Origin of the sequence: Methylomonas rosea, from assembly GCF_024505055.1 — a bacterium.
Lineage (GTDB): Bacteria > Pseudomonadota > Gammaproteobacteria > Methylococcales > Methylomonadaceae > Methylomonas > Methylomonas rosea.
On record NZ_JANIBL010000026.1, the window covers coordinates 1 to 22912 of the forward strand.

A 22912-nucleotide genomic window follows, 5' to 3' on the forward strand; every position below is an offset into this window, starting at 1 on the left:
TCTTCGATGCGAATGCCGATGCCGCGCCATTGTTTGTCCACGGTTTCGCAGTCGGCTGGGACATACAGGCCAGGCTCGACAGTTAATACCATGCCCGGTTCCAGCAAGCGCCATTCGTCCTTGATCTTGTAATCGCCGACATCGTGTACGTCCATGCCCAGCCAGTGGCCGATGCGGTGCATGTAGAACTGTTTGTATTTCTCGTCTTTGATCAGCTTTTTGGGCTTGCCTTTTAACAAGCCCAACTCGATTAAGCCCTTGGTCAGGGTTTCCACCGAGGCGTCGTGCGCCTTGTTCCAGGGATTGCCGGGTTTGATCTCGGCCAGCGCGGCGGCTTGGGCGTCAAGCACCAGTTGATACAACAATTTTTGCGGTTCGCTGAATTTGCCGGACACCGGAAAAGTGCGGGTGATGTCGGCGGCGTAGTGATCGCATTCGACGCCGGCATCGATCAGCAGTAGGTCGCCTTTGTTCAGTTTGTCCTTGTTTTCGACATAGTGCAGCACGCAGGCATTCTTGCCGCCAGCGACGATGGACGGATAAGCCACCGCGCGCAGGCCGTCCTGGATAAATTCGTGGATCAATTCGGCTTCGATCTGATATTCGTACAAGCCGGGTTTACAGGCCTGCATCGCGCGAATGTGCGCCTTGGCGGATACTTCGCCGGCGCGGCGCATCAATTTCAATTCTTCCGCGCTTTTGAACAAGCGCATTTCGTGGAGGATGTGTTCCAGCGACACCAGTTCGCCCGGTGCGGTGACCCCGCTGCGCGATTGCTTGCGGATGTGGTTGATCCACTCCAGCAGTTTGTGGTCCAAATCGCTGTCCTTGCCCATCGGGTAGAACACTTTGCTTTTGTTTTCCAGCATGCCGGGCAGGATGTCGTCCAGATCGTCGATCGGGAAAGAGTCGTCGGCTTCGTAGTGTTTGGTCGCGCCTTCCAGGCCGGCATGAGCGCCTTCCCACAAGGCTTTTTTCTCGTCGAATTCGCGGCAGAACAGGATGTACTCGCCTTGCTCGCGGCCGGGAATGAACACGGCCATCGACTCGGCTTCGTTAAAGCCGGTCAGGTAATAAAAGTCGCTATCCTGGCGAAACGGATAATGCACGTCGCGGTTGCGGGTACGTTGCGGCGCGCTGGCAATAATGGCGATGTTACCCTTGCCGATTTGCTTCATCAGGCTGGCGCGGCGTTTTTTGAATTCGCTTTGTTTCATGGTCGATCTGCTTGATTAATGCGGTTGCGATTGGCCGAGTTCGGCAAATTGGTCGCGGACGGTAAACACTGCGGCGCGCACATATTCGCGCAGTTCGACCAAGGCATTTTCGTCTTCTTCGTCACCAACATCGGTATCGATTTTGGTTAGCTCTATCATGTCGCGCATCACTTCGGCGGTATCGCCCGGCCAGTCGGCGCCTGTTTGCGCATAACCCACGCCAAACAAAAAGCCCTGGCACCAACAACGCAGTGCTTCCACTTGTTCGTCCAGCGGATCGTCGTCGTCAGGCATCAGCAGGTCGAAGGCAAAATCCTCATTCTGGTTTTCCAGCAATACTCGGGTTTTTTCGAATACGCCATGCAGCAGGGCTTTGTCTTCGTCGATCAATTGTTGCTCGTCATCGATTAGTTCCCGCAGCCAGTTTTCCGCGTCAGCGCGGATTTCGACGCAGAGCATGCCGGTGGCGATACCGTGCGCCTCGGCGGCGCCGAGATCGGCGTCTTGTTGCTCTAAAATTGCTTCAACCGAACGGTAGGTCATCTGGGCTGTGTTTCCTATTAAAGCTGTTTAATAACATGGCTTATGCTAACATTCTTAGCCATCTACGATGATTATAACGTCATATCGGCCCATACTCTTGCTATGTCTGAAACAGAAAAAGATCCGTCAACCGAACTTGAAGCGTTGGAAGCGAAACTGGATACGCTGATAGCGCAGTTCAATCAAGTCAAAAGCGAGAATAAGTCCTTGAAAGTTAAACAGGATGCCTTGGTTAGGGAAAAAGCCAAATTGCTGGAGAAAACCACCCTGGCCAAAACCCGAGTGGAAGCGATGATTGCCCGTTTGAAGGCCATGGAGCATGATTCGTGAGTAAAGCCGTCCAGCCCGTTTCGCTGAATATCCTGGATAAGGAATACAAAATCGCCTGTGCCGCCGACGAAAAAGATACGCTGATCAGCTCCGCGCGCGAGTTGGACAGACAAATGCGCAAAATCCGCGATACCGGCAAGGTCAGCAGCACCGACCGCATCGCGGTACTGGCTGCCTTGAATTTGGCCCACGATTTGGTGGCATCCAATAAGACCGAAGTCAATGGCAGTTTGGATATTTGTCAGCGCTTGGCCGATTTGCGCAACAAAATAGAAAACGTTTTGGAAAACCCGTAAATCCCCGGTAGACTATAAGTCCAATCTCCTGCGGCGTTCGAGCAGTACTGGGTGTTTCCTGAACCTGTTTTTACCCCGGAAACTTTTTGCCATTCATGGTGCGCATGCCTGTTTATTCAGGAAGCCTGATTGACTGGATTTGGTTTCCACTTGAACCTTCGGTTCAAGGACGAAAGTATCAGACGGCGCAGGCGGGAGATCTCTTCTTATTTCCTCTTTCCTTATTCATGAGCTCGATTTGCGGAGTGGGTTGTTCTACCGAGCCTGCCAATTGTCCATGTCTCGCTCTATCCGGCGCGAGACTTTATTAAGCCCCAACTAAATCACCCAAATACAGCGGTCGTAAATGCATCGACATGCCTCTGTCTAGCAGCCTGACACGGCGCATTGGCATACGGGGAACTTGTTTCAGGAATCCAAGACTTATCTGCGACAGCAATCCCGCCTACCGTTTACCGCGCGTATGCAACACAATATGGCTATCACCTTGACGCCTTGCGGATTAAGCCTTAGTGTCTCTAGCCATAGCCCCAAAACTTAAACAAATAACTTGGAACAATGACTATCGAATCCCTGATTAATTTTGCGATTCAACTTCTCGGTGCCGCGGCCGCCGCGTTTTTGGCCTATCGCGCCTTTCAGAAACGCCGGATTCAACTCGGTACGGAACCTACCCTGCCGCAGTATTTTATCCGGCGCGGCACGTACTGGAGCGGGATTGCCCTTTACTGCGCGTTAATGGCGGCCTTATTCTACTTGCTGACCTGGCAATGGTTACCGTTGGAGCCGCTGGTAACGCTGATCGTCAGCCATTTGCGCGCCGGCGAATTGGTGAATCTGCTCTACGGTCTGGACGGCAATAAACTGCTGCCGCTGATTGCCGCCGGCATCATGTTGTTTTTCGTCGCCTGGGAAAGCCCGTTTAACCCTTTGCTGATTTTACGAGACAGCATTCACGACGCCTTTGCGATTCCGACTAAAGCCGTCGAAGTTTACAACGCGCTGATCAAATCCCGGCTGTCGGCGGTGGACGACAAAATAAAAGCCCAAATCGCTGATCGCCTGTTGGTGCAAAGCATCGACGCCGGTGATTTTGATAAATCCGGTGCCACGGTCGAATACAAATGGGCGCATAACAGCCTGCTGTTCGATCAGATCCAACATTATGCCGATCAATCCTCGTATCGGCGCCTGTTCAGCGAACCCTCGCTGAAATGGGGCGAAATCTGCATTTCCTATAATGCAATGTCGGAAAAAGTGAATATTTGGAAAGAAGCCGAGCCGCATTACACCAAGACCGTCAACTTGTTGAAGGACTTGGACCGGCTGACCAGTCTTCTTTGCCGATTGCTGGCGGCGGCGGTGGTCTTTGGCAGTCCCAGCGAGGATGAACTGTGGAGCACCGTGAAGAAACTCGGCGGCAATGTCCACGAAGCACGCTTGAAACATACCTACAAATACCTGCTGATATTTGCCGCCGCGACGGCGTTTGGGGTGATTTTGGGGCGCGAAGTGTCGGTGGCGCTGCACAATGTGTTTTTGTTTCCGGATAAGCCTTTGCCGCACTTTAGCTATACCACCTTACGCTGGATAGCCTATTCCATCGCGATTTACGTAGTGCCGATCACGCTGGTTTTCGCTTTGCGTAGTGTCGCATTCCGGCATCAACAGGAACCCGCCGAACAGAATTACGGCTTTTACATGGCAATCATGTTCGTCTGCTTCCTGGTTAGTACCACCATATCGACGTTTATTCTGGAGTTAACCTTTTACCGTCGGGATGATTTTAATTTCCTGGACAGTTTCCTCGACCATGCCCGCTGGGGGATTATGCCGGCGCTGATTTGCGGTTTCGTCGCCTACCGGATGGACGCTCCGGTCAGCGAAGCGGAAGCCTTGAGCAAAAGTGCTCTTTCCGCCGTGTTGAGGTTTATGGCCTGGGGCGGGATTGCGGTGATTTTCATGCTGTATGCGACGGACGATTTAGCTATTGAGAAGTTGAATCTGCGGTTTACATTGGTGGGGACGGCGTTTTTTGTTACCGGGTTACTGGGGGCTGCGGCTCGGTTTAAGACGGTTAGTGATTAAGGTTGGATTTGTTATTTTGTGGGGGGGTGTGCCCACGCGGGTTTGATGTTTTTGTGTCGCTGACGCGACGGTTTTTTGAATGTCGGTTCTCGGACCGACAGCCGAGATACTTTCTTTTGCTCCGCCAAAAGAAAGTATCCAAAGAAAAGGCGGCCCGGATGCCGCTTTGATCCTGCGCGCCGAAGCTTTTATCGAGGGTCGACAGAAGGGGCTTCCCAGCCCCTCCGCCGACGCACCGCATCCCTGCGGTGCCCCTTCGGGCTGATCTCGATAAAAGCTCCGGTGCTCGGCGCGGCATACGGGAGAAACCCCCGTCGTGGGATTGAAAGACTTTGGTGATTCTTTTGGATTTAGTCGAGTAGCTCCGAATAGCGAAGCGTATTCGGAGGAACGAGGGATATTCCAAACGTGGTTTGGACCATTTACGAGACAGCGCACGCCCCAAAGATTTTGCCAACATTCGTCCGATTACGCTGCGCTAATCGGACCTTAAATACTAATATCACATGTCTACCGATTACCCTGATTTAGAATGGTATATTGCAATTAGTGAGGTTAAATCCCTTACTCCAAGGTGTCCGTATGTAACAATTTACAAATGCCCTCGTTATTTTGACTCGATTGCTCTAATTTCGGACACGGGTATTACTACAAGTTTGGACAAGTCAATTCACGATAAATTGTTATTGAAATGGAAAAATCATGAGCTTTTCCAACCCTTGGAGGAGATGGCGGCATCAATCAGTGACGGGAAAAATATCAATAATTTTTGTCCTGAAGTGTCTTTTGATATATTTGGTGTTTTCGCTTCTTCATTTTACCGATTTATTGACAGCATAGATAAGGATAGTCGTCACAAACAATTAGATCGTGAAGAAGTTAAAGCTGAAGATTGGCGTTGGGGATGGGAATACTTGAAGCCGATTCACTACTCACAATGCTTTTTATATTCAAAGATAATGCCAGAGGATAAAATGACTCAAATAAATAACTTTAATGCCCCTGTTACAGGTCAAGTGAATATAGCTAGTGATAGCATTAAGTCACCTATATTAAGCGGTGACATAAATAATGGTGTAGCTCAAGAAAAAATACCTTCAAAGTCACTGCTAGCCCGCTTTTTAAGTCATCCATTGATTAACGTTTTCGTTCGAATATTTGGTTATAAAATTGAAAGCTGATTTCAATATTTTTTAAATTCATGGGGTTGAAAATGTGGGTATACAAGGTTATTGTTCGTGGCGGATTGATTTTTATTTTAACTTTTATGTCTTTGTTATCTTATGCTAAAGGCAATGATTTTGTAAAAGATATCCAGCTGCTTGAGTCTGGATTGTACATGCAGTCATTAAAAAAGATAGACATCGGACTACAATTATATGAGAAGTTTTTAGTTGGAATTGATTTGAACACAATGCCAGTTACTTATCAATATGGGAAGATAATAGAAGGAGCAAAACTACTTGGCCTAAAGCAGATAAAAAGTATTCAAGAAACCATTTTTAATATAAAGCGAGGATTTAAGTTAAAACAGGTTGTTATTTTGCTTGATGATTTGCATGATTTTATGTCGAATATGGATGAACTGGGTTGTTTGCTTCAAAGTAGGGATACATTTCAGGATACAACTTCGGAAAAGTTAGGTGTTAAATTGGCCAGAGAAATTTTTGAATCAAAAAAAGTTTTAACCCCAGGAGTACATGATTTATTTTCAGCGACATTAAGTGTTTCAGATATTTTGGATGAAAATTTAGAGCAATTATTAAGAACATCATATGCTCGATAGTAAGTATCAATTAAAAGCACAACCGAATATGCCTATAACTTCAAACCTCCCCTAATAAAACAGTAGGTTAGTTGTAGCTAGACGCCTTTTTCCTTTGGGATGGTTCTCTCCCCCGTATGCCGCGCCGAGCACCGGAGCTTTTGAACGGATTAGCCCGTAGGGGCGACGCATGGATGCGGCGCGTTGCCGAAGGGGCAGGAAGCCCCTTTCGGCGACCCCGTTCAAAAGTGAGGAGCGCAGGGAATAAGCGGCATCCGGGTGTCTTTTCTTTTGGGTACTTTTCTTTGGACAAGCAAAGAAAAGTATCGCGGTTGTCGGTCCGCGAACCGACATTAAAACAACCGTCGCGTTAGCGACACAAAAAACATCATCGCCTGGGCACAAAAACCCGCGCCCACCCTACGCCTAAACGTTATACGGCGTAGAAATCCAATCCCTCAACACCGCCTCATCCCGCTCCGGCAAATAAGCAAAATCCCCCGAAATATCCTTATAGACCGCATCGGCGCTATGGGTGGATACCAATTTACCTTTGACCATATAAAAAAACCAGGCAAACGGATAACCCGCCTGACGATCAAACCGACTCAACACATTACTCAGCGCACTGCCTTTTTTGCCGGCGAAATCTTCCAGATGCGGCAGGTTGTTTTTGTGGGTGTTGACGATTTCCACGTTGACGATTTGTTCGCCAAAGCGGCCGGTATGCCGGTAAGGGCGGATGATCCAGTCTTCGGACATGCTGTGTTTCTGGCCGGCGCTGCTGCGGTTCCAGTCTTCCATGAAGCGTTGTACCGGATGTTCGCCCGGATGCCGTTCGTTGATTACTTCCATGAACAGCTTGACATCGGTTTTGCGCCGGTAGGTATACCTTGAATGCCCAAAGCCGAAGCTCTCAATGCAAAAGGGTTGCAGTGGGTCGATGAATTCTTCCAGGTCGTCGGGCGGATTGTTCTCGTCCACCAGCATGCGGTCCGAGACTTCGTGCGTCTTGTCGATTTCGATCAGCGTGAAATCCTCGGCTTTAGTGCCGGTCTGCACCACAAAGTACAGGGTTTTGCCAGTCTGCTTCGTGGCGATCAGCTTTTGTTCCAGCGTGTAATCGATCAGGGTTTGCAGGTTTTGCCCGCATTCCAGATAGGTGCGCTCCACCCATTCGATCAAGTCGTTGGCGATGCGTTTACCGTCCATGTCCACCACGCCGCCCAGCCGGTACCATTCGTCGCCGGTTAGGGCCAGGCGGATGGGGTGGTCGGGTATCAGTGCCTGTAGTTTGCTGAGCAGTAAATCGTCGGTTTGACCGGGGATGATTTTTTTACAGCAATCGGTAATGTCTTGTCCGGCAAGATTGAGTCGTGATTCAGTCATGATCGGCTTCAGGAGTGGAGTATGAATTTAAGCGTTGCTGCACTAGTTCGCGGACATCCGGTTCGGGATCGTCGGCTAGTCCGGCCAAATGCGCGGGATCGACCTTTAAGGCCGCGGTGTAGCGCACTACCCAATCAGTGTCGTTTAACAGCATGGTGGCGTCTTCCGGTGCCATGCGTTCCGCGACGATGCGGCGTACATCCGGCGAACGGTCGTTGGCCATCAGCCCCAGGCTGACTTCCGGCAGCCTTTCGGCAACGCGTTTGCGTACTTGTAAGTCTTCGTCTTTGATGAAACGAAACAAGCGGCCTGGTGCCAAGCGTTTGGCAACCATCAAGCGCACGATATAGTCGGGGTCGTCAGCCAGCAATTCCAGTTGTTCGAGGTCGATGCGGTCGGCGACCGTCATGCGTACTTCGCGGTCCGGATCGTCGATCAAGGCGCTTAATTGCTGGGCCGGCAGCCGAAAAGCCACGGCGCGGCGCACCACTTCGTCTTCGTCGGTGATTAGCGCCGACAAGGCTTTTAGCGGTGCGTAGCGTACGGCGATAGCCCGGCGTTCCCAGAACGGGTCTTGCAGATAGTGCGCGGCATAGGCCGGATTGACCCGAAAGAAGCGGTCGATTTGCCGGCCGCTGTTGATGAACACGCAGGTATCGCCGGGCATGCACCGGCCCATCAGCAGGGTTTTCCCCCGGAATGGACAGAGGCTGCAATCGGCGACGGGCAGGGTAACAGGGCTGTCTTGTTCCGCCATGTTATCGCCTTATTCGCCGATAACTTCTGCGATCACAATGCCTGAGGCATTCTCGTAATTATCGGTAATCCGCAGGCAATGTTCCCGGCCATCGACCAGGTAAAGGTTGAAGCCTGCACCTTCCAGCAAAGGTTCGTTGTTGGGCAGGTCGTCGTCCATGCAATAGGTGAAATGGACGCCGGGGTATTCGCCGCGCAGTCCACTCACGACGGTTTCGTTCAAGTCTTGGCCGTTAATTTTGTCGGCTATGGTTTGCAGTTGCTCTGGACTAATCATCGCTAGGATTCCTGTTCGAAACAAACGCGTTGCATGGGCTGGATGCCCATCGATTTAGCCAGCCACGGTGGCGGAGCATGGGCTAAAACGATTTGCAGCTGCTTGATAATTTGAGTTATGGCTTCGCCCTGATCGGCTTTGACCGGATGAATGCCGTATTTGATAATTTTGGCCGCCGCCGGGCCGCCGATAGAAGCAATATACAACACTTGGCAATCGGCGATCAGTTCCGCGCGATACACATTCTTGTCGTCATGCTGCCGTTGCGCGTCGCTATCGATGCTGCGCACATCGATAAGACGGGCGTCGTCCGCGGCAATCTGGTAAACCAAAAACTGCCTGCATGAGCCGAAATGTCCGCTGATTAACTGCGGATCGTCGCTGCCGATGGCAACCCGGATCGAGCTGGCCGATTCAATTGCCTGAGAGGTATCGGCTTTTGGCATTTGTGCCTCGGCGTTTTGCAGGATGCGCAACGATTCGCGAATGCTCTCGGCGTCGGCAACGATACCGAAATTGTTCAATGCCTGTTGGAATTGCGCTTTGCCGAGTTCGGTCAGGCTTTTGTCGTTTAAAGCCGTCCCGGTACAGGCACGTAGCACGGAGATAAACAGTTTGGGTGGGGTATCGGGCAGGGCGCGTGCCGCTAGCCCGATGCGCAGCGCCAGTTCCCGGGATAAGGCAGACTGGCTCATGGCGTCACGCCACTAAAGGCAGAATGCAGTTGTCGATCGGGCAAACCTTGACGCATTGCGGTTCGTCGTAATCGCCATTGCATTCGGTGCAGGTTTTTTTGTTGATTTCAAAAACAATCGCGCCTTCCTTAATGGAGTCTGTTGGACAGACCGGCAGGCAATCACCGCAGGAGATGCATTCTTCAGCAACAATATATAAAGTCATAACTACCTCATTCCGATAAACGTTTTGCTTGTAAGGTCATCGGGATTTTAGGGGGAGTATCCATAGGCTCAAAGTAATATTTTGAACCGTCGCCTAAGACGACTTCGCCGCCCCATCTGTCTGGGCTGTCGAACTCTAAGGATTCGATGGTTTCTTCAAGGTCTTTTTTGGCGATGTAGAACAGCAATTTGCCGTCTTCGCGTTTCCTGAGCATGACGCTAGGCATTGGGATTCTCCAGACAAGTGTAGGTCGGGTTAAGCATTCGCCGTAACCCGACACGATGTGGTTGACTAGCTTAAGAAGCGGTGGGCACCTTAGCGGGTGCCCACCCTACGATTAACGAATCAAATCGTAGTTGTAGTCGGTGGTGCCCATACCTTTGGTTTCTTTATCCAGCTGTTCCAACAAGGCGTTGACGATGGTGGTCAGCAGATACATACCGCCTTCGTAACCCAGAGTCGTCATCCGGTGTAGATGGTGACGATCGAAGATTGGGAAGCCGATTCGGATCAACGGTACTTCGAACTCTTCGCCTTTGTAGAAGGTGTCGCGTTGGATAAATTTGCCGTAGGAGTTGCCGATCATGAAGTCCGGTTTGTTGGTGAACATCAATGAACGGAAGTGCCACAAGTCTTTACCGATGTGTACAGTCGCGGTTTGACCGTAAGGCGAGGCTTTCAACACTTCTTCAACAGCTTTTTTGTAACGTTTGTTCGCGTGGTTGACTAACACGTCTGTTACCTCGGCACCCATTTCCAGCAGGAATTTGGTCATACCCAAAGCAAAGTCTGCGTCGCCGTACAGGGCAAACTTTTTGCCGTGTAGCCAAGCGTGTGAGTCGGTCATCATGTCGACATAACGACCGCGTTCCACTTCCAATGATTTTGGAATCGGTTTGCCGGTCAGTTCGGAGATTTTCATCAGGAACTGGTCGGTCCATTCCAAGCCCATCGGAATGTTCAATTTAGGCGCGTCGTGCTTCCAAGTGGTTTCGACGAATTTTTTGGTTTTTTCCAATTGCCAAGGTTGCAACAGAACGGTGGTAATCGCATTCGGTGCATCTTTGACTTCGTCGATGGTGGTGCCACCGGCATACATGTTGAAGTGACCGTCAGCAGGCGTATCCAGAACTTCAGTTGGGTCGCTCAACAGGGTGTGGTCAACGCCCATTTCATTCAACATCCGGTGGATTACGCGGAAGTTGCCCAAGTAGGTTTCGAAGCCGGGTACCAGGTTGATTTTGCCGTTTGAGCCTACTTCTTTGCCTTCCATGTAGTTCAGCGTGAAGTAGCGGGCAATACCTTCGAACATATTGTCCCAACCGGTGGTGTGGCTACCGACGAAGCTAGGAGTATGCGCGAATGGCACAGGGTAGTCTTGATCGACGTGGCCTTCTTTTTTCGCGTTGTTGATGAACGCGTTCAAGTCGTCACCGATAACTTCCGCCATACAGGTGGTCGATACCGCGATCATGGTCGGTTTGTATAGGGCTTTGGCGTTTTCCAAGCCGGCGAACATATTTTTCTGACCGCCGAATACCGCCGCGTCTTCAGTCATCGAGTCGGAAACGCAAGAGATAGGCTCTTTGAAATGACGGTTGAAGTAAGTACGGAAATAAGCGACGCAACCTTGCGAACCGTGCACATAAGGCATGGTTTTTTCGAAACCCAGTGCGCACAGTACCGCGCCTAGTGGTTGGCAAGCTTTTGCAGGGTTGACAGTGATTGCTTCACGTTGAAAGTTCAGTTCTTGGTATTCCTTGGTGGTAGTCCATTGGAATACTTCGTCTATCGTGTCTTGCGGATGACGTTCTTCGTACTGTTCACGTTTGTTGGCCAGATTTTCCTTGTATTCGTCAGTTCTGAATAAAGGATAACTTGGTTCAATTTTATCGACATTTTGGCTCATGATAATCTCCTAACGCGCCACTAATCTGTGGTCCGGCGTTGATTGGATTTTGCCGGGAATGAAATCCCGACCGACATTTTGGCACCTGGTAAGGTGGACACAAGCCCACCTTTCCGGGAATTAAGGTGAGCTTTTGCCCACCTTACGGATTACGCAACCGCTTTAACGGGTTCGCTCTCGGTCGCCTCGGTTTTCCAAGGTGCTTTAAAGCTTTTCCAGCAAGGGTTGTTGATGGTCATGTCCATATCGCGGGCGAAGATGGCAAAACCGTCGTAGCCGTGATAAGGGCCTGAGTAATCCCAGGAGTGCATTTGGCGGAAAGGCACACCCATTTTTTGGAAAATGTATTTTTCCTTGATGCCGGAGCCGACCAAGTCAGGTTGGACTCTTTTTACGAACTCTTCGAATTCGTAGCCGGTGACGTCGTCATACAACAAGGTGGCGTTGCCCATTTCCTTGATAGTACGGTCGTAGTCGTCGTTGTGACCGAACTCGTAACCGGTACCGACCACTTCCATGCCTAAATCTTCATAAGCACCGATAACGTGGCGAGGGCGCAAGCCGCCGATGTACAACATCACGCGTTTGCCTTCCAGACGTGGTTTGTATTTAGCAATTACCGCTTCGTATTCCGCTTCATAACGTTTGATCACGCGTTCTGCACCTTCTTTGATGGTGTCATCGAAGTGAGCGGCGATTCTGCGCAATGACTCGGCGATTTTGGTCGGGCCAAAGAAGTTGTACTCGATCCAAGGGATGTTGTACTTTTCTTCCATATGGCGCGCGATGTAGTTCATCGAACGGTAGCAGTGAATCAAGTTCAGTTTAACTTTTGGGGTTTTTTCGATCTCGGCAATGGTGCCGTCGCCGGACCATTGGGCAACGACGCGCAGACCCATTTCTTCCAACAAAGTCCGTGATGCCCAAGCATCGCCGCCGATGTTGTAGTCGCCGATGACGGCTACGTCGTACGGAGTGGTTGGGAAGCTTTCGTCGCCGTCACGGTTTTCCAAGACCCAGTCGCGGATTGCGTCGTTGGCGATATGGTGACCCAGCGATTGCGAAACACCGCGGAAACCTTCGCAACGTACAGGCACGATGGTTTTGTTGTGTTCTTTATTTTTAACTTTGGAAACCGCTTCGATGTCGTCGCCGATCAGACCGATTGGGCACTCGGATTGAATCGAGATACCTTTGTTCAATGGGAACAACAATTCGATTTCGTCGATACACTTGGCCAGTTTTTTGTCGCCGCCGAAGACGATGTCTTTTTCGGTAAAGTCCGAAGTAAAGTTCATCGTACCGAAGGTGTTGACGCCTGTGGTACCCACGTAATAGTTACGGCGACCGGCACGGGAATATTGTCCGCAACCGACAGGGCCGTGTGAAATATGGATCATGTCCTTAATAGGACCCCAAACCACCCCTTTGGAACCGGCATAAGCACAACCACGGATGGTCATAACACCTGGTAGGGATTTACGGTTGGACGTAATACATTTATTTGATTTTTCCAAGCTTTGATCGTTGATGGCCAAATGTTTGGCGCGATCAGCTTTGGCTTTTTCGGGATAGACTTCCAGCACTTCTTGAATAAGCGCTTCGGTCTCTTCTCTTGTCATGGCTGCCATGATGAAATCCTCCTGGTAGTCGTGGGTAATCCCCCACAGACCTGTTAGGAACAATGCAAAAGCAAGTTGGGTCGGCTAACGGCCAACCCAACTTACATACTGATTAAGCTGTGGCTTCTGCCGCTGCGGTGATACCGACAACGCTTTCGTCAACTTCTTCCATGACGCCAAATTCCATCAACAGGTCTTCCAGTTCGTCCATAGTGATTGGAGTTGGGATGACCAGATTGGTGTTGTTGATGATTTTGTTAGCCAAGTCGCGGTATTCTTGCGCTTGTTTAGCTTGTGGTTCGTACTCGATAACAGTCATACGGCGGATTTCCGCACGTTGTACAACGTTGTCGCGTGGTACGAAATGGATCATGTGAGTACCCATTTTTTCTGCCAATTGCATAATCAGTTCGTCTTCACGAGCTGTTTGACGCGAGTTGCAGATCAAGCCGGCTAAACGTACGCCGCCTGAGTTAGCGTATTTCACGATACCTTTAGCGATGTTGTTGGCAGCATACATAGCCATCATTTCGCCTGAGCAAACGATATAAATTTCTTGTGCTTTGTTTTCACGAATTGGCATCGCGAAACCGCCGCAAACAACGTCACCCAATACATCGTAGAATACGAAGTCGAGGTCTTCGGTGTAAGCGCCTTCTTCTTCCAAGAAGTTGATCGCGGTGATAACACCACGGCCAGCACAACCAACGCCTGGCTCTGGACCGCCGGACTCAACGCATTTGATGTCGCGGTAACCCACTTTCAATACGTCTTCCAGTTCCAAATCTTCAACGCTGCCAGCGTCAGCTGCCATTTGCATGATAGAGTTTTGCGCTTTCGCATGCAGGATCAAACGAGTAGAATCGGCTTTAGGGTCGCAGCCGACGATCATTACTTTTTTGCCAAGCTCTGCCAAGCCAGCAACCAGGTTTTGCGTGGTGGTAGATTTACCGATACCACCTTTACCGTAAATAGCACATTGACGTAATCTCGCCATGATCTTCTCCTCTTGAGTAGGTGTTGTTAATAACAACCTGATAACAGCAATGGCCGTGCCAAAGTTTTAATATTGTTCAAGTCATTGAAAAATATAGATAAAAAATAATATTTCCGGCTTTTTGGATAGTCGGATTAGCAACATTCTTTGTAAGGCCTGTTATCTAACCAACATAAAACGCGGGGTTTTTGTATTGGGAGGGGGGCAGGCGCATTTCGGCCTTGGAATATGAGCCGGGCCTTTAAACGTTGTCACTCCCGTGCAGGCGGGAGCCCAGTTGTTACAATGGATTTGCCGCGCGGTCTGAACGGCTCGCGCTTTCGCCGGTATGAATGCCACAGTGAGGGCGGATTAATCGCTTGCAGCGAGTCTGTTGATCGCGGTTTGAGGACACACTGTGTATGGATTGGGCTTGCCTACAATGGGTATTTGTCGTTTTGCACGGACGACCTCGGAGAATAATCGGCTACAGGCTCTATAATGGATGTCAATCTTACGCGCCGAGTATAGGGAGACGCGTACCCGGTTTTATCATGGGCCATGTAAGCGCCTGTTTACAGCTGCATTTTTTATCAGGGAACGGTTACCCGTGTTGTATTTCTCATATTTATTAATGATAGTGTCTTTGTATGTTCTTTAAGAATTGGTGGCCTTTCCGCCGCAAGCGGAAAAATGAGGCGAAGAAAGACGATTCCTTTGATGTCAATCAGCGGATCTACACGCCGGTTAGCCAGTTGACCGTCGGCATGTACGTCATCGAATTGGACCGGCCTTGGCTGGAGAGCCCGTTCCTGTTTCAAGGATTTGAACTGGAAAACGAAGCAGATATCCGCGCGGTAAAAGACGTTTGCCAGTATGTCTACATCGACGCCACCCGCAAAAGAAAGCGCCCGGTCCAAACTAAAACCGCGCAAGACAGCTTGCTGAGCGAAAGTAATATCGATTTTGGCGCGCCGCCGCCGCCCAAACTAAGCGTTTTCGAGAAAGAGTTCGCCCGCGCCGAACATGTTCATATAGAAGTTGGACAGTTGGTATCCAATTTCATGGAGCGCATCACCAATGGCGAAGGCATAGATACCAAGGCCGCCAAAGAAGCGGTCGCGCAATGCGTCAACAGTATTTTGCATTCGCCGGATGCTTTTTTGTGGCTGAATCAGCTAAAAAACAAAGACAAATACACCGCGCAACACAGCTTGAACGTCTGCGCGTTGGCCATTGTGCTGGGCCGCTACCTGAATTTTTCCGTCGCCAACCTGAACAACGTCGGTTTATGCGGGATGATGCACGACATGGGTAAAATGTTAGTGCCTCTGGATATCCTGAATAAGCCGGGTAAGCTGGAGCCGGATGAATTATTGATTATGCGCTCGCATGCCGCGTTGGGCTACGAACTGCTGAAATCCAGCGACCAAATGTATCCAGGTGCGATAGACACCGCGTATTCTCATCATGAAACCCTGGACGGCAAGGGTTATCCCCGACAAATCGGCGAAAGAGGTATTTCGCTATTTACCAGAATGGTCACCATCGTTGATATGTACGATGCCATCACCAGCGACAGGGTGTATCAGAAAGGTCGCACTCACCTGGAGGCGACCAATATCCTGGCAAATATGGCTGGCTCTCAGCTGGACGAGCGCTTGGTGATCAAATTTATAGAATGTCTGGGGGTTTATCCGCCCGGCAGCATCGTCATGATGACCAACGGTTACATCGCGATTGTGGTGGAAGTGAACGAATTGCAGAAGCTGCGGCCGAAAGTCATCATGTTGCTCGATGCCCAAAAACAGCGGATCCCGGAAAGAATAGTCAATCTTGCGGACATGTTGCTGGACGAACACGGCAAAGTGCTGACTATCAAAGGCATTGTCAAAGCCCAGGATTACAACATCGACATCAAAAAATATTATCAGCAAGGCGTATTGCAAAAGGGATTTGCTAATGACAAACGCTAGGGTAATTCACATAACCGGACATCTCGCGCAATCCTGCTAAAATGAGGAATCCGACGATTGCGATGGAATGATTTGTTCATGGGAGTGATCGTCCGGATTCTTGCGGCTGGCTAAGCCATGGATACAAAGTTTCTCTAGCGTCTTGGAATAAATGTACAGAAAAAATACTGCAGGATGGGGGTTCACGCTGATGGAAATGCTGTTAGCGGTTTCTATTGTGGCGGTATTGACCGCAATTGCAATACCTGCCTACAACGGCTACATAGACAAAACCAGGAACGACCTTGCCGTTAGCTATCTGTTAGCCATACAGATGGAAATCGAACGGTACTACACCCGCGAGTTTCGCTATCCGCAAGCGCTTAGCGACATCACCTCGGCTCTGCCGAACAACGGTATGGACCCTTGGGGCCGCGCATACGTCTATTTGAATATCATCGAGGGCGGTCCTGGGACCATGGGTGCGGTCCGCAAGGATCATGCGCTTAACCCGATCAACACCAAGTACGACTTGTACAGCTTGGGCAAGGATGGTGTCACCAAAAAACAGATTAGCCAGAAGGACAGTCTGGACGATATTATCCTGGCCCGCGACGGCGGTTTCGTCGGTCTGGCTGCGGATTTCTGAGTGAACTCTTAACGATGGATCGCAGGCTATCTTTAAGCGGCAGTAAGGTTGCCCGCCGCATTCTGTTTTCTTTCGTACTGGCCGCGCTGATTCCTATTGGCATTCTGGGTGTCCTTTCCTTTCAACAAGTGAAGCAGCAGCTGCAAGAACAGACGGCCAAGGCCTTGCAAAGAGGTTGCAAGGATTACGCCTATGGACTGGTCAGTCGCTTGTTGTTTGCCGAAAGTTCTCTGCGACTGGCAGCGTTGAAAATTCATAAATCCAACAAGAATGATAAGCCGGTCGCGCTGGCCGGCGAACAATGGCTGCAAGGCCAGTTCACCGGGTTAGCCGTGCTCCAGGCTGATGGTCAACCAGCCACATTGTCCCAAGACAACGCGGCGATACCGGTGCTGACGGCAGAAGAACTCGCACAGATTGTAGCCGGCAAAACGCTTCTGAAACCGGTTAATGGGCAACGGCTTGAGGATAGCCGCTTATGGATGGCTATCAATCTGGTCGAAAATTCGCCGAAAGCCGGCATCCTGATGGCCGAGTTGAAACCCGAGTTGTTATGGAATTCCGAAACTATCGATCCCAACAACCTGCTGTGGGTGATGGCTGCCGATTCGGTGCAGATGTTGTTCGCGCTGGAGCAAGACTTCGATCCTTCCCCCGAGCTAAGAGCGCAAGTCGCGCAAGCCAATAGCGGCCGCTTCTCGTGGCAAAAAGACGAAGAAGCGTATCTCGGCGCGTATTGGAAGCTGCCGGTCGCAACCCTGTTTTTCGGTCCGGACTTGATCATCGTACAAAGCCAGCCTGAATCGCTGGCATTCAGGGCAATTAGGCAATTTAGTGCAATTTACCCGCCGGTCATCCTGCTTGCGGTGCTAATTGTCGTGTATTTGAGCAGCCGCTTAATTGTTAAATATCTGACCCCGCTCGAACGCCTGATACTAGGCACCCATAGGGTCGCCGAGGGCGATCTGGAATGCCGCGTCACTATTGATAGTGATGACGAATTTGAAGAGTTGGCGGATTCGTTTAACGAAATGACGCGCCGCTTGCGCAGCCAGTTCAATATTCTCGCCACCATGGCGGAAATCGACCGCAATATTCTCTCCGCGTTAAATGCCGAAGATATTATCGACACTGCGCTGAATCGCTTGCCCAGCATATTGTTTTGCGATTTGATTTCCATCGCTGTCATCAATCCCGATATCGGTATCGCCAACGACATTCGCGTGCGACGCCGTGGACAAAATAGCGAAATATTGTCGGAGCCGGTGATTTTGAACCAACAGGATGTGGCGGATTTGCGCGACCTGCAAAATGGCGCCATCGAGATTGGTAACGATGACGAGCAAATGTCCGAGTATTTGCATGTGCTCGGCGTTTCCGGTGCCTGGCGTTATTTGGTCGTACCCGTTCATGTTAATGGCACGTTGGCGTCGATTATTTGCCTGGGTTATCAGGCTCCTAAACAGATTCCACCGGAATCGCGCAACGCGGCAATCAGCTTTGGCGACCGCATCGCCGTCGCGCTGTCCAATGCCGCCTGGGAAGAGAAGTTGTACCAGCATGCCCATTACGATTCATTGACCGGGCTGCCCAATCGCTTGGTGCTGCATGACAGACTGGGGCAAGAATTGGCGCGGGCCAGACGCGATGACGCGCAGCTGGCGGTGTTTTTTATGGACTTGGACCGCTTCAAAAACGTCAACGATTCCTTGGGACACTCGGCTGGCGACGAATTGCTGCGCCAGGTGGCGGGCATTTTCCTGAATTGCGTCAGAGCCACCGACCTGGTGGTCAGATTGGGCGGCGACGAGTTCGTGATCGTGATCGGTGAATTGCATACTCAGCATAATCCGGCTGCGTTCGTCAGCGCCGTTGCTGAAAAAATCCTTACCGCGCTGAAGCAACCCGTCACGGTGGCAGGTCTGCCGATGACTGTAACCACGAGCGTCGGTATTGCCTTGTTTCCCGACGATGCCGACAACGTGCAGGATTTACTGAAGAATGCCGACGCTGCCATGTATCACGCCAAGAGCGAGGGGCGCGCCAATTTCCGGTTTTATTCGCCGGAGCTGAATGCGGCGGCCTTGGAAAATATCAAATTGGAACAAGAGTTACGCGGTGCAATCGGTAGAAATGAATTGTTGGTGTTCTACCAACCCAAGGTCGATTGGGACGGGCATATTGTCGGTGCCGAAGCCTTGATCCGCTGGCGGCACACCGAGTTGGGCATGATCTCGCCCGCCAAATTCATCCCGCTGGCCGAGCAGACCAGTTTGATCGTGGAAATCAGCGATTGGGTGTTGGAGCAAACCTGCTTGTGGGTTAATGCTTGCCACGCACAAGGCCTCGGGCCGTTGCGGATTTCCGTGAATCTTTCCGCTGTCGATTTTAAGCACCCGGAATTAGTCGAGAAAATCGCGGCGGTGTTGAACAGAACCGGCGTGGACCCGAAGTTCATCGAACTGGAGCTTACGGAATCGGTGGCTATCGGCGATATCAAAGCGTGTATCGAACGCATGCATCATTTGAAAGAACTAGGACTTACCTTGTCCATGGACGATTTCGGTACCGGCTTTTCGTCGCTATCCTATCTAAAAGAGCTACCGCTGGACGTGCTGAAGATCGATCAATCGTTTGTCCGGCAGCTGGAAACCGATGGCAGTAGCGCGGCCATCGTCCGTGCAATTCTGGCGCTTGCCGACGGCTTGGGTATGGAGACCATCGCCGAGGGCGTGGAAACCGCAGTGCAACTTGAGTTATTGAAACAACATCACTGTGGCTTATTTCAGGGCTATTTATTCAGCCGGCCCGTACCTAAAGACGAATTTTTAAGCTTGTTGCAAGCCGACGCGCTCAAGCGTGGCACGGCACAGCCGGCTGCTTCTTGAATTGCTGACCAAGTTATTCAGACTGCCGGCTATCTTGGTTTTGTCGAAACAAGCGGCGGCCCCAGGCGCTTACACCATCCAAATACAGATAAACCACCGGCGTGGTATACAGCGTCAGCAATTGACTGAAAATCAAACCGCCGACGATGGAAATCCCCAATGGCTGGCGCAGTTCCGCGCCGTAACCCGAGCCCAAAGCCAAAGGCAGTGCGCCCAGCATCGCCGCCAGCGTGGTCATCATGATCGGCCTAAAACGCAATAAACAGGCTTGGAATATCGCTTCCTCGGCGCTCAGGCCATGGTGACGTTCGGCGTCCAAAGCAAAATCGATCATCATGATCGCGTTCTTCTTGACGATGCCGATTAGCAAAATCACCCCGATCAAGGCGATGATGCTGAATTCGGTGTCGCAGGCCAGCAAGGCCAGCAAAGCACCGACGCCGGCCGAGGGCAGGGTGGATAAGATCGTTAGGGGATGAATGTAGCTTTCGTAGAGCATGCCCAGCACGATGTAAATGCTCAACAGCGCGGCGGCAATAAGCCAGGGTTGGTTATTCAGCGATTCCTTAAATGCCTTGGCCGAACCCTGGAAGCTGCCGCGCACCGCCGCCGGCGTACCCAGGTCGCGCAGGGTTTGCTCGATCAGTTGCGTGGCGGCGGACAGCGAGGTGCCGGGCATTAAATTAAACGACACGGTGGCGGCGGCAAACTGGCCTTGATGATTGACGGTCAGCGGCGCATTGCTGGTCCGGAAGCTGGCCAGCGTTGCCAATGGGATCTGCTTGCCGTTGCTGGCGCTGACGTAAAGTTGTTGCAGGGTGCGCGGGTCTTGCCAGTATTCCGGCGCCAGTTCCATCACCACCCGGTATTGGTTCAGCGGTTTGTAAATCACCGAGACCTGACGTTGGCCGAAGGCATTGTTCAACGCCGTATCGATGGCCGCCTGACTGACGCCCAAACTGGAAGCTTTGTCTCTATCCACCTCTAATGAAATCTGCCGGCCCTTGTCTTGCTGATTGGTGTTGACGTCGGTCAGTTCCGGCCGTTTTCGCAGCGCCGCGACGATTTTGGGCGTCCATTCCCGCAGCAGGCTCAGGTCTTCGGATTGCAAGGCAAACTCGTACATCGCCGCCGAGCCGCGGCCGCCGATACGTAAATCTTGCACCGGCTGTAAAAACAGGCTGGCGCCGGGTTCGTCGGCCAGTTTTTCCCGCAGCCGCTGGCTGATTTCGGCTATCGGTGCGTCGCGCTGCTCGGGCGGTTTCAGCACCGCAAACATCAAACCGGAATTGGTGTTTTGCATGCCGCCGGCAAAGCCGACCACCGCAGTCACGGCCGAGTCTTGCCGTAAAATATCGACAAAATCGTGCAACTTGGTCTGCATGGCCTGGAAAGAAATACTCTGGTCGGCCTGGATCGTGCCGCTGAGCCGGCCATTGTCCTGCACCGGGAAAAAGCCTTTCGGGACGATGATGTAAAGATAAACATTCAAACCGATGCAAGCCAACAATACTGTCAGCATCACTTTGGGGTGGTGAAGGGCCCAGCCTAAACTGCGGCGGTAGCCGTCATGCAGGCGCTGGAACTGCGCTTCAATCCAAGCCGACAAGCGGTTGGGCCGGCGTTGTGCTTCCGGTTCCAGCCAGCGCGCGCACAGCATCGGCGTCACGGTCAAGGACACCACCAGCGACACCAGCACCGCCGCCGACAAGGTCACGGCAAACTCCCGAAACAGCCGGCCGACGATGCCGCCCATCAACAGAATCGGCGTGAACACCGCGATTAGCGACAAGCTCATCGCCAGCACGGTAAAACCGACTTCGCCGGCACCGCGCAACGCCGCCTGGAACGGCGGCACACCATTTTCGATATGCCGGCTGCTGTTTTCCAGCACCACGATGGCGTCATCCACCACGAAGCCGGTGGCGATGGTTAAAGCCATCAACGACAGATTGTCCAAACTGTAATCGCATAGATACATCACCGCGCAGGCGCCGATCAGCGATACCGGCACGGCGATAATCGGGATCAAAGTCGAGCGCAGCCGGCGCAGAAACAACAAGACCACCAGAATCACCAGCACCACGGCGATCAACAGGCTGCGCTCGACTTCATCGACCGAAGCGCGGATGGTTTGCGAGCGGTCGGAGGTAATCGACAATTCCATTGCCGCCGGCAGCAGCGCCCGCAATTGCGGTAGCATGACTTTGACGCGTTCGACGGTATCGATGATATTGGCGCCGGGCTGCTTGTTGACGATAAGCAATACCGCCGGTTGGCCGTTTTTCAGACCGGTGCTGCGCAAATCTTCCACCGAATCGACCGCCGTACCCAAGTCGGCGATGCGCACCGCTGCGCCGTTGCGGTAGGCCACGATCAGCGGTAGATAGTCGGCGGCGTGTTCGGCCTGATCGTTGGCGTGGATTTGCCAATGCCGCTCACCATTTTCCAGGGTGCCTTTCGGCCGGTTGGCATTGCTCGCATTGATAGCCTTGGCCACCTGATCCAGGCCAATCCCGTATTGCGCCAATGCGCCGGGATTCAGTTCTACTCGCACTGCCGGTAAGGAACTGCCGCCGACATTGACCTGACCGATGCCGGGCAGCTGGCTGATTTTTTGCGCCAAGATGGTCGAGGCGGCATCATACATCTGGCCGCGACTGAGGGTGGTGGAGGTTAATGCCAGAATCAGAATCGGCGAATCGGCCGGATTGACTTTGCGGTAGTTGGGCCGATTGGGCAGATTGCTGGGCAACAAACTGCTGGCGGCGTTGATCGCCGCTTGTACATCGCGGGCCGCGCCGTCGATGTCACGATTCAAATCAAACTGCAAGGTGATCCGGGTCGATCCCAAGGCACTGGCCGAAGTCATTTCGGTGATGCCGGCGATGCGGCCCAGCGCCCGTTCCAACGGGGTGGCGACCGTGGCGGCCATGGTCTCCGGGCTGGCGCCGGGCAGATTGGCGGATACTGAAATAGTCGGGAAGTCCACTTGCGGCAGGGGCGCGACCGGCAGTTGCAGGAAGGCGATGATACCGGCCAGCGCCAAACCCAGGGTCAGCAGAGTGGTGGCAACTGGGCGGTAGATGAACAGCGCCGAGAGGTTCATTGATCCGCTAAAGTCGCTTCTGACTCGCCGCGCAGCTTGCGGGCCAGCCGATCCAGGCTTAAGTAGATCACCGGCGTGGTGTACAGCGTCAGCAATTGACTGAGCAACAGGCCGCCGACCATGCTAATCCCCAAGGGATGGCGCAATTCCGAGCCGACGCCGCTGCCCAGCATCAAGGGCAGGGCGCCCAGCAAGGCCGCCAGCGTGGTCATCAGGATGGGCCGAAAGCGCAGCAGGCAGGCC

The 22912-nt window shown here is 51.9% G+C and carries 21 protein-coding genes and 1 other RNA gene; 9 read left to right on the forward strand and 13 right to left on the reverse strand.

The window, feature by feature from the left end; translation table 11 throughout:
* Both NP589_RS09840 and NP589_RS09845 read right to left on the reverse strand, forming a co-directional pair.
* Nucleotides 1-1217 (reverse strand): aminopeptidase P N-terminal domain-containing protein (locus tag NP589_RS09840; RefSeq protein WP_256606828.1); only part of this gene is annotated, 1217 nt, incomplete at its 3' end.
* 15 nt (nt 1218-1232) lie between these two features.
* The gene (locus NP589_RS09845) at nt 1233-1760 is read right to left on the reverse strand and encodes a UPF0149 family protein (RefSeq protein WP_256606829.1); all 528 of its coding nucleotides are present in this window, start codon (nt 1758-1760) and stop codon (nt 1233-1235) included.
* Nucleotides 1761-1862: 102 nt separating this feature from the next.
* Here NP589_RS09845 and NP589_RS09850 point away from each other — a divergent pair, with 102 nt between their 5' ends.
* From NP589_RS09850 to NP589_RS09875, 6 genes are all read left to right on the forward strand, one after another.
* Nucleotides 1863-2090: a TIGR02449 family protein gene (locus NP589_RS09850; RefSeq protein WP_064008337.1), complete on the forward strand. Its 228-nt coding sequence runs from the start codon at nt 1863-1865 to the stop codon at nt 2088-2090.
* A complete protein-coding gene (locus NP589_RS09855) occupies nt 2087-2386 on the forward strand; it encodes a cell division protein ZapA (protein WP_256606830.1) in 300 nt (99 codons plus the stop codon). The genes NP589_RS09850 and NP589_RS09855 overlap by 4 nt, the downstream gene beginning before the upstream one ends.
* Before the next feature lie 22 nt (nt 2387-2408).
* A non-coding RNA gene (gene ssrS / locus NP589_RS09860) (6S RNA) lies at nt 2409-2588 on the forward strand.
* A gap of 356 nt (nt 2589-2944) precedes the next feature.
* A complete protein-coding gene (locus NP589_RS09865) occupies nt 2945-4474 on the forward strand; it encodes a hypothetical protein (protein WP_256606831.1) in 1530 nt (509 codons plus the stop codon).
* A gap of 506 nt (nt 4475-4980) precedes the next feature.
* The gene (locus tag NP589_RS09870; protein WP_256606832.1) at nt 4981-5655 is read left to right on the forward strand and encodes a hypothetical protein; all 675 of its coding nucleotides are present in this window, start codon (nt 4981-4983) and stop codon (nt 5653-5655) included.
* A gap of 32 nt (nt 5656-5687) precedes the next feature.
* On the forward strand, nt 5688-6260 hold the full coding sequence (locus NP589_RS09875; protein ID WP_256606833.1) for a hypothetical protein: 573 nt from the start codon (nt 5688-5690) through the stop codon (nt 6258-6260).
* Nucleotides 6261-6665: 405 nt separating this feature from the next.
* On the opposite strand, the gene NP589_RS09880 is transcribed toward NP589_RS09875, so the two are convergent.
* From NP589_RS09880 to nifH, 9 genes are all read right to left on the reverse strand, one after another.
* On the reverse strand, nt 6666-7628 hold the full coding sequence (locus NP589_RS09880; RefSeq protein WP_256606834.1) for a hypothetical protein: 963 nt from the start codon (nt 7626-7628) through the stop codon (nt 6666-6668).
* Entirely contained in the window at nt 7621-8385 is a 765-nt protein-coding gene (locus NP589_RS09885; RefSeq protein ID WP_256606835.1) for a 4Fe4S-binding leucine-rich repeat protein, read from the reverse strand. Before NP589_RS09885 ends, NP589_RS09880 begins: the two co-directional genes overlap by 8 nt.
* A gap of 9 nt (nt 8386-8394) precedes the next feature.
* A complete protein-coding gene (locus NP589_RS09890; protein ID WP_020483291.1) occupies nt 8395-8661 on the reverse strand; it encodes a DUF6129 family protein in 267 nt (88 codons plus the stop codon).
* Between the two features lie 2 nt (nt 8662-8663).
* Entirely contained in the window at nt 8664-9356 is a 693-nt protein-coding gene (gene nifX / locus NP589_RS09895; protein ID WP_256606836.1) for a nitrogen fixation protein NifX, read from the reverse strand.
* A 4-nt stretch (nt 9357-9360) separates the two neighbouring features.
* Nucleotides 9361-9561: a 4Fe-4S binding protein gene (locus tag NP589_RS09900; protein ID WP_036278170.1), complete on the reverse strand. Its 201-nt coding sequence runs from the start codon at nt 9559-9561 to the stop codon at nt 9361-9363.
* 7 nt (nt 9562-9568) lie between these two features.
* Complete coding sequence (nifT, locus tag NP589_RS09905; RefSeq protein WP_064035553.1) at nt 9569-9787, reverse strand: putative nitrogen fixation protein NifT; 219 nt, start codon at nt 9785-9787, stop codon at nt 9569-9571.
* Nucleotides 9788-9898: 111 nt separating this feature from the next.
* Nucleotides 9899-11470 (reverse strand): nitrogenase molybdenum-iron protein subunit beta, encoded by a 1572-nt coding sequence (gene nifK / locus NP589_RS09910; RefSeq protein ID WP_064035554.1) that lies wholly within the window; start codon nt 11468-11470, stop codon nt 9899-9901.
* Between the two features lie 149 nt (nt 11471-11619).
* Nucleotides 11620-13101: a nitrogenase molybdenum-iron protein alpha chain gene (gene nifD, locus NP589_RS09915; protein ID WP_064008321.1), complete on the reverse strand. Its 1482-nt coding sequence runs from the start codon at nt 13099-13101 to the stop codon at nt 11620-11622.
* A gap of 103 nt (nt 13102-13204) precedes the next feature.
* On the reverse strand, nt 13205-14089 hold the full coding sequence (nifH, locus tag NP589_RS09920; RefSeq protein ID WP_064008320.1) for a nitrogenase iron protein: 885 nt from the start codon (nt 14087-14089) through the stop codon (nt 13205-13207).
* 629 nt (nt 14090-14718) lie between these two features.
* Between nifH and NP589_RS09925 the strand changes: the two genes are divergently transcribed.
* The 3 genes from NP589_RS09925 (at nt 14719) to NP589_RS09935 (ending at nt 19560) form a co-directional block, all read left to right on the forward strand.
* Entirely contained in the window at nt 14719-16044 is a 1326-nt protein-coding gene (locus tag NP589_RS09925; RefSeq protein WP_256606837.1) for a cyclic di-GMP phosphodiesterase, read from the forward strand.
* A 151-nt stretch (nt 16045-16195) separates the two neighbouring features.
* Nucleotides 16196-16672, forward strand: coding sequence for a type IV pilin protein (locus NP589_RS09930; RefSeq protein WP_256606838.1), 477 nt, complete (start codon nt 16196-16198; stop codon nt 16670-16672).
* 14 nt (nt 16673-16686) lie between these two features.
* Entirely contained in the window at nt 16687-19560 is a 2874-nt protein-coding gene (locus NP589_RS09935; protein ID WP_256606839.1) for an EAL domain-containing protein, read from the forward strand.
* Nucleotides 19561-19573: 13 nt separating this feature from the next.
* Here NP589_RS09935 and NP589_RS09940 read toward each other — a convergent pair whose 3' ends face one another.
* A complete protein-coding gene (locus NP589_RS09940; protein WP_256606840.1) occupies nt 19574-22669 on the reverse strand; it encodes a multidrug efflux RND transporter permease subunit in 3096 nt (1031 codons plus the stop codon).
* Nucleotides 22666-22912: efflux RND transporter permease subunit (locus tag NP589_RS09945; RefSeq protein ID WP_256606841.1), on the reverse strand; the 247-nt coding region annotated here is incomplete at its 5' end. The genes NP589_RS09945 and NP589_RS09940, both read right to left, overlap by 4 nt.

Bases quoted from the DNA above. Each gene is read 5' to 3' on its own strand.
- NP589_RS09925 (WP_256606837.1), top strand. From the start codon at position 14,719: ATGTTCTTTAAGAATTGGTGGCCTTTCCGCCGCAAGCGGAAAAATGAG.
- nifT (WP_064035553.1), bottom strand. From the start codon at position 9,787: ATGCCTAGCGTCATGCTCAGGAAACGCGAAGACGGCAAATTGCTGTTC.
- nifD (WP_064008321.1), bottom strand. From the start codon at position 13,101: ATGGCAGCCATGACAAGAGAAGAGACCGAAGCGCTTATTCAAGAAGTG.
- NP589_RS09885 (WP_256606835.1), bottom strand. From the start codon at position 8,385: ATGGCGGAACAAGACAGCCCTGTTACCCTGCCCGTCGCCGATTGCAGC.
- NP589_RS09930 (WP_256606838.1), top strand. From the start codon at position 16,196: ATGTACAGAAAAAATACTGCAGGATGGGGGTTCACGCTGATGGAAATG.
- NP589_RS09890 (WP_020483291.1), bottom strand. From the start codon at position 8,661: ATGATTAGTCCAGAGCAACTGCAAACCATAGCCGACAAAATTAACGGC.
- NP589_RS09845 (WP_256606829.1), bottom strand. From the start codon at position 1,760: ATGACCTACCGTTCGGTTGAAGCAATTTTAGAGCAACAAGACGCCGAT.
- NP589_RS09865 (WP_256606831.1), top strand. From the start codon at position 2,945: ATGACTATCGAATCCCTGATTAATTTTGCGATTCAACTTCTCGGTGCC.
- NP589_RS09870 (WP_256606832.1), top strand. From the start codon at position 4,981: ATGTCTACCGATTACCCTGATTTAGAATGGTATATTGCAATTAGTGAG.
- nifX (WP_256606836.1), bottom strand. From the start codon at position 9,356: ATGAGCCAGTCTGCCTTATCCCGGGAACTGGCGCTGCGCATCGGGCTA.
- NP589_RS09880 (WP_256606834.1), bottom strand. From the start codon at position 7,628: ATGACTGAATCACGACTCAATCTTGCCGGACAAGACATTACCGATTGC.
- NP589_RS09850 (WP_064008337.1), top strand. From the start codon at position 1,863: ATGTCTGAAACAGAAAAAGATCCGTCAACCGAACTTGAAGCGTTGGAA.
- nifH (WP_064008320.1), bottom strand. From the start codon at position 14,089: ATGGCGAGATTACGTCAATGTGCTATTTACGGTAAAGGTGGTATCGGT.
- NP589_RS09940 (WP_256606840.1), bottom strand. From the start codon at position 22,669: ATGAACCTCTCGGCGCTGTTCATCTACCGCCCAGTTGCCACCACTCTG.
- NP589_RS09935 (WP_256606839.1), top strand. From the start codon at position 16,687: ATGGATCGCAGGCTATCTTTAAGCGGCAGTAAGGTTGCCCGCCGCATT.
- NP589_RS09875 (WP_256606833.1), top strand. From the start codon at position 5,688: ATGTGGGTATACAAGGTTATTGTTCGTGGCGGATTGATTTTTATTTTA.
- nifK (WP_064035554.1), bottom strand. From the start codon at position 11,470: ATGAGCCAAAATGTCGATAAAATTGAACCAAGTTATCCTTTATTCAGA.
- NP589_RS09900 (WP_036278170.1), bottom strand. From the start codon at position 9,561: ATGACTTTATATATTGTTGCTGAAGAATGCATCTCCTGCGGTGATTGC.